General features: G+C 43.0%; 4 protein-coding genes and 1 CRISPR repeat array. All 4 genes read right to left on the bottom strand.

Annotated features, from left to right (window positions below):
* Positions 1–64: 64 nt before the first annotated feature.
* A CRISPR array of direct repeats spans positions 65–752; the repeat unit is 37 nt; unit sequence GTTTCAATCCCTAATAGGGATTTTAGGTAATTGCAAT.
* Positions 753–1110: 358 nt separating this feature from the next.
* The 4 genes from F8R90_RS05355 to F8R90_RS05340 all read right to left on the bottom strand — a co-directional run bounded on the left by F8R90_RS05355 (position 1111) and on the right by F8R90_RS05340 (position 6809).
* Positions 1111–1434, bottom strand: coding sequence for a hypothetical protein (locus F8R90_RS05355; protein ID WP_069073361.1), 324 nt, complete (start codon positions 1432–1434; stop codon positions 1111–1113).
* Between the two features lie 310 nt (positions 1435–1744).
* On the bottom strand, positions 1745–1924 hold the full coding sequence (locus tag F8R90_RS05350) for a chlorophyll a/b-binding protein (protein WP_190892099.1): 180 nt from the start codon (positions 1922–1924) through the stop codon (positions 1745–1747).
* A gap of 128 nt (positions 1925–2052) precedes the next feature.
* Positions 2053–4908, bottom strand: coding sequence for a CHAT domain-containing tetratricopeptide repeat protein (locus F8R90_RS05345; RefSeq protein ID WP_196509893.1), 2856 nt, complete (start codon positions 4906–4908; stop codon positions 2053–2055).
* A 311-nt stretch (positions 4909–5219) separates the two neighbouring features.
* Positions 5220–6809: an alkaline phosphatase D family protein gene (locus F8R90_RS05340; protein ID WP_196509892.1), complete on the bottom strand. Its 1590-nt coding sequence runs from the start codon at positions 6807–6809 to the stop codon at positions 5220–5222.
* Positions 6810–7028: the final 219 nt, after the last annotated feature.

Below are 7028 nucleotides of genomic sequence, written 5' to 3'. Positions count from 1 at the left end.
CCCTAATAGGGATTTTAGGTAATTGCAATGCAATGGCAGCTTTCTCTAAGGCACAAGAGCTTTTGTTTCAATCCCTAATAGGGATTTTAGGTAATTGCAATTGGTGAGTTGGGTGTCGTCCTTGCCAAGGATACAGGTTTCAATCCCTAATAGGGATTTTAGGTAATTGCAATGTGAGCAACAGGGTATAGAAGTCTTTAGCGCGGTTCATGGTTTCAATCCCTAATAGGGATTTTAGGTAATTGCAATCAACAGTACCAATAGGCTTGCCAGTTCTTAGGATGTTTCAATCCCTAATAGGGATTTTAGGTAATTGCAATTTGGGCGAGTCAATGATGTTGTTCAAGGATTATTGGTTTCAATCCCTAATAGGGATTTTAGGTAATTGCAATAATGTCGTCCTTACTCTCTATCCTAATCTCACCAGTTTCAATCCCTAATAGGGATTTTAGGTAATTGCAATGCAATGGCAGCTTTCTCTAAGGCACAAGAGCTTTTGTTTCAATCCCTAATAGGGATTTTAGGTAATTGCAATTCGACGATGCATTCTTGCCAGCCACCTTAAATACGGTTTCAATCCCTAATAGGGATTTTAGGTAATTGCAATTCGGCAACGGCGAAGTAGGTTTAGCGGTATTCGATGTTTCAATCCCTAATAGGGATTTTAGGTAATTGCAATCTGACCGCCATTATTGCATCATATATTTGCTTGAGTGTTTCAATCCCTAATAGGGATTTTAGGTAATTGCAATCGCTGGCTTCTGAAAGTCTTGCTTTATTTGGTTTTCAAGGTTCGGTTGCGCGAATGCAGAAATCATAACATGAGGAGTTGTGAGTTGGCTAGAGGCAAATGGCTGAAAACAAGTCCCCATAAGGTGCGCGGATGATTTAGAAATGCTAACGCTCTCAAGTTCTTGTATATAAGGTAATTCAGCCATTTTTGTAGTCACCCCTTCCCCAACACCTACCAATCCGCGCATTCAGCGAAAAAACTAATCTGATTGGAAAGCTGCTTACTTATAGATATCCTACTCGATTAGGTTAGCTGACTTCAGTGCGATGCCTGGGTTGGGCTATGCCTAAGCAATACCAGCGCCACCATAACCAACTTTATTTGGCAACGTCTTCAAAGTCTGTTATTGCACAAGCAAACTCCCTAAAAGCTGTTTTAATCAGAACTTCTTTCGTTCCCCTTTCCAGCGAAGAATTGCGTATGAGGTCTGTTAATTCTATGAATAACAGAGAAAACATAAAACGATCTTGGCGGTCAACTTGTTTTAAGCAAGACGATATAAACTGATAAAGCTCTGTTTTTCTAGGTTTGGTTTGTTCTTCCCATATTTGTAACCCAAGCCGAAAAGTTCTCAAGCGGATTTCATTAGTGTTGAAGGACGCGTCTTTGTAGCGGACTGATACGCGTTGGGGTATTTCCATGAGTTTTAGCTATACATATTCAATGTAAAGTAATTATTCACTTATATTTTGGCTCAACCGGAAAAATCTGATATTTTGCACCAATTCCAACAACTGCTATAGGTTTAGAAACGAATGACTTGCGTGGAATGACAGTTATTAGGGGGCACGGGTGTCATACGTGTCAACTTAAGCTAAAAGCCTTTTAAAATCTCGTTCCCAGCCCAGAGGCTGGGAACGAGATAACTAGACAATATCTAAAAGCTGCTTCTAGGCTGGCTTTCACTTAAGTTGACACCTATGCACGGGTGTGCGCCCCTACCTCATTAATTTAGAGGATGCCCCAGAAATGGAGTAAACCTTGACCAGAAAAAGCTTCAATCAAAATCGCCGATAGAAAACCAATCATTGCAAGACGACCGTTCCAATTTTCACTCTGAGGAGTGAAGCCAAAACGCACAGCATTAGGATCTTCTGAAACAATAGGCGCAGGATTCTTAAAACCTGACATGAGTAAAACTCCAAAGTTCAAGTGTTGTAGCAGTTGTAACTGTCTGTAAAGTAATGTAACAGATGTTTAAAAAAATTTAACATTGAGTGAATAAAGAAAAGCTGAAGAAAAATCTGCTCTACATTCTTTCATTTCCATTCGCCTTGTAGAGTAAAAGCTGCCCAATAATAAGGTGCGGCATATTTTTGAGTGCGCCATATTTCTATCTGGGCTGTCCGCAATGCTGCTGCTGGCTTTAGTCCTTCTTGCAGCATCTTTTTGTAAAATACCTTCATGAGTTCGGATGTTGCCTGATCATCTACACTCCACAAACTCACCACGACTCGTGGACTGCCTGCATACATAAACCCTCTGGTTAACCCTACTAATCCTTCTCCCTTAACTTCCTCTCCCAATCCGGTTTTACAGGCGCTGAGTACTACCAGTTCTGCTTGCAGGTTGAGGTTGAAAACATCGTGCAAGCGTAAAAAGCCATTTTGTGGCATTCCCTTGTCGTCAAATAGCGATAACACTACTCCTGATAATTCTGGATGCTTGCTGTTGAGAATGCCATGAGTAGCGAAATGGATAATGCGATATTGACTCAACTCGTTGCTAGTTGCAGTGGTACGACTAGCAGTAAAGTCAAAAGCTTGCTTGCCTTCGTTAGCTGGTACAAGAGCAAGAATTTGCTCGGCTTCTTGACGTGTAAAACGTAGACGATCAAAGCTAATATCTGAGTCTGTGGCAATTCTGGTTAAAGCGAGGCTGTCTAAATTGTTTTCTGCTACAGGTGGGCGAGACACTTGTACTTTACCTTGGAGACGCTCATCATCACTTCTAAAAATCGGATCTGCCAAGACAACTAATGTTTTGGCAGCAGATTTACGTTCTTTGTGTTCACGTCGAAGGATAGCTACTGTAGAGGCTGAGGGTAAAGTAATGATTTCATGGTTAAGCAGTAATGGTTCATAGCTGCTACTTCCTTTTGAATTAGGTCTAGTCAGGGCGGAAAATGGGACATACTGCAAAGCGCCATCACTGACAACCACTAAGCGTTTCTTTTCTAGTTGCTGGGCAACTGGTGTAAGTAGTTGTTGAGAGAGAACATCTATAGATGGGCTATTTCTGAGATATGGGGTTGTGATTTCTTGACGGAATTTTTGGACGGTAGCTTCAATGTCTGCACGCTTGGGTAGTTCATAACTGATAATACTCTTATTGGTAACTGCCCAAAGATAACTGCGCTTTTCCCCCAGAGAATATTCTAAAAGCAGAGTGTTGTCATCAAGCACCTGCTGCTGAATCTGCGTGAGTGAGAGAGGCTGAGGTTGAGTGAGTGCTGCATAACGCGGGCTGGTGGCGCGGATCTGCGCCTGTATTTGCTGATATTGTTCTAAAAGCGCCTCATTTTCTTTTTCTAAAGCTTGCACCTGTGCTGAGGTATGGTTGCCACCTAATAGCTGTATCCGGCGTTTTTCTAAAGTATCAAGTTGTTGTTGCAAGTTGCGTTCTTGAGAGAGTAACTTTGGTTCTACACCTTGGCGAATATCGGCCTTAGCTTCTGTCAGCAGTTCCAAAAGACTCCGGGCGCGGGCGCGTTCGCTGGTTTGCAGTGCCAGAGCATCATATCCTTGGGATGGTTGCTGTTTGTGCAACTGCATCAGCAGGTCGATGTAAAATTCATAATAATTCTGCACTGTGGCAAAATAAGAGGTGCGGAGTTCCTGAGAGTTAATTTTGGTACGTAAATCTTCAACAATGTTGATAACTGTTTTAATCTCAGTCAGGGCTGCGTTAAGATTTCCTTGATTGCGTTGTACGGAAGCGACATTATAAAGAGTCTGAGCTTCCCTTGCCCTATTTCCCACCTGTCGATGCAGAACCAGGGATTGATTAAAATAATCCAGCGCTTTTTGCTGTTCTCCCAAATCTAAGTAGACTGTACCGATGTTGTTCAGGGTAGTTGCTAACCCTACTTTATTTTCCACTAGTTGGAATAAAGGCAGGGCTTGGTTGAAATAATCCAGTCCCTTTTGCCGTTCTCCTAAATTTAAGTAGACTGTACCGATGTTGTTCAGACTACGAGCTTCCCCTGACTTGTCTCCCACCTGTCGAGATAGAGGTAAAGCTTGGTTGAAATAATCCAGCGCCTTTTGCCGTTCTCTTAAATCTAAGTAGACTGTACCAATGTTGTTTAGGGCAATAGCTTCTCCTACCTTGTCTCCCACTTGTTGAATTGGAAGCAGAACTTGGTTGTAATAATTCAGTGCTTTTTGTCGTTCTCCTAAATCTAAGTAGACTTTACCAATGTTGTTGAGGGTACGAGCTTCCCCTGCTTTGTCTTTTACCTGTCGCCTTAAAGGTAGGGCTTGGTTGAAATAATCCAGGGCTTTTTGGTATTGAGTTGACTCTAAATAGACTATGCCAATGTTGTTCAGGGTAAGAGCTTCCCCTGCTTTGTCTCCCATCTGTCGCTTGAGTAACAGGGCTTGGTGAAAATAAGAGAGTCCCTTTTGCAGTTCTCCTGAATTTAAGTAGACGTTGCCAATATTGTTCAGGGTGATAGTTTCCCCTTTTTGATCTCCCAACTGTTGCCTGATTGATAGGGCTTGATTCAAATAAGAAAGTGCTTTTTGCTGTTGCCCTAAATCTGAGTAGATTTTGCCAAGATGAGCGACGGTGAAAGCTTCTGATGAGCGATCGCCTGCCTTCCGATAAAATGGGAGTGCTATCTCAAATTTTGCGATCGCCTGTAGCAAAGATTCTGCTGTTCCTTGCTCATATAGCTCCTTCCCCTGCTGATATGCAAGTTCAGCCGCAGCAAGAGTTGCATCTGGCGAATCTGTCTGCGTTATCTGTGCAATGTTTACCGGATACTGCCCAGCATTTGCCACATTTGATTCTGAAAATAGCAAAATGCTGGTAAAAATAACAATAGTGCGACCTGTTACAAAAAGCAGAAATTGCCATTGTATTGAGTCACATATCTTAAATTTAGTCATATATATCTGCGGTTTCTGTAGGTTATTAGATTTAGAATTCCCAAAACTAAGTAAAAAACCGTAGGTTAGCTCATTGTATATGTATAACTTGAGTTAATTCAGTCTGGCGATCAGTCTTTGCAAGTTCTTAAAAAAATATGGCGGCTGTAAGTGCGATCGCTAATCTTCTAGATTTAGTTGGCGTTAGAAAGCATCGACTTGCAAAAGTCACATTTTCAGAAAATGAAAACACAGATGGATGCAGATAAATACTAATGATTCATCTGTATCCATCTATGATTATCTGGTGTCAATACCTGGGAATTAAATGATTAGGCTTGTTGTATTTCTGGACGGCCATCTTCAACTACAAATGAAGCTCGTTTACTAATCGTGCCAAATGGGGTTGTGACATTTGACATAACTAGATAATCTGTCTTCCAGGTTGTAGGAGTCAGCGCACAACGAACATAACCCCGTTGAGCGTTGTAGAACTTAATGTGTGGGTTATCGGGTAAGTAAGCTTCAACCGTGGGGTTGCTGTCTGTCCCATCGCCACCGGAGCTAATTGAGGTAGCGACGAATTCACTCCCAAGTGTGGCGGATTGTGGGTTATCAAAGTTAGCTTTGAGATTCATCGCCCAGTTGGAATGCACATCGCCTGCTAAGGATACTGGATTAGAGGGCTGGCGCTGTCCGAGGAAAGCCATGAGGCGATCGCGCGAAGCCACGTAACCATCCCATTTATCCATGCTATAGGTTCCGCCTTCTCCTGGTGTTGTGTCTCGTTGAGCAATAGGAACTTGCTGCGCCAAAACATTCCACTTAGCTTTTGAGCTATTTAGACCATCGAATAACCAGTCCTCCTGTGCCTTGCCGGTAATCGTTGCATTCGGATCTAAGTTTTCTGGGCAACGTTCTGTGGTGCCATCACCACAGGGCTGATCGGTGCGATATTGGCGGGTATCTAAAACATGGAAGGTGGCTAAGTTACCAAAGGAAAGCCGACGGTAAAGTTGCATATCGGGGCCAACGGGACGCGAGAAGGGGCGTAGTGGCATGTGTTCGTAGTAAGCCTGATAAGCAACAGCCCGGCGTTGGAGGAAAATTGCCCGTTCTTGATCAGGTTCAGTATCAACTTGGGAGATATCGTTGGCGTAGTTGTTTTCTACTTCATGGTCATCCCAGGTGACAATCCAGGGAAATGCTGCATGGGCTGCTTGCAGATTGGTATCGGTTTTATAGAGGGCGTGACGGTTGCGGTAATCCTCTAAAGTAAAAATTTCTGAACCATTGTGTTTTCTAGGGCGATCTTCTGTGATTCCCCCTTCGTAGATGTAGTCACCAACATGTACTACGAGGCTGAGGTCGTCCTTGGCCAGATATTTGTAAGCAGTATAGTACCCCTGCTCATAGTGCTGACAGGAGACAAGGGCAAAGTTAAATTTACTTAAGTAGCTATTTGCTAAAGGTGCTGTACGAGTGCGACCAATAGGGCTAGCGTCTTGCCCAACAAGAAAGCGATACCAGTACCAAGTATCAGATTGCAGTCCTTCTACCACAACTCGAACTGAGTGAGCTAGTTCTGGAGTTGCCAATACCGTACCTCTGGAGACAATGCGCCTCATATCGGGATCAGTTGCAACTTCCCAGCGAATTGGCACATTCATAGGTGGCATTCCACCTCCGTTTAAGGGTTCAGGAGCGAGACGAGTCCAGATCACTACGCTGGTAGGATAGGGTTCACCCGATGCTACGCCCAAAGTGAAAGGATAGTTGGAAAATCTGCCTCTAGCGATCGCTCTTTGATGAGAAAATTGGTTAGCGATCGCTAAACCAGACAATGCTCCTGCCCCAATAATTAAGTTGCGTCGTTTCATTCGACTGTGCAGGAACTGCTCAAAATTCCGGTAATCTACCATTCTCTACTCCTGGGTAACAGGTAAGTTAAAGCACAGCAACAGCTAACACGAAGAAGGCAGGGTAATCGTAGACAAACTTCGTAAATAATTCCCTTACCAAAATCAGGTTTTAATTCCCAATTTTTCTCTTAGTATCATTGTGTTAGATGTTGTTTTGCTACATAAAAGCCTACTAATAAGAGATTAATCCTTGGCAAAGAAAGCGTTAATATCAACTTA

The organism is Nostoc sp. NZL, from assembly GCF_015714705.1.
In the GTDB taxonomy this organism is placed as follows: Bacteria; Cyanobacteriota; Cyanobacteriia; order Cyanobacteriales; family Nostocaceae; genus Nostoc; species Nostoc foliaceum_A.
The sequence above is the reverse complement of the archived record's forward strand: the minus strand, read 5'-3'. Positions and strand labels throughout refer to the sequence as shown.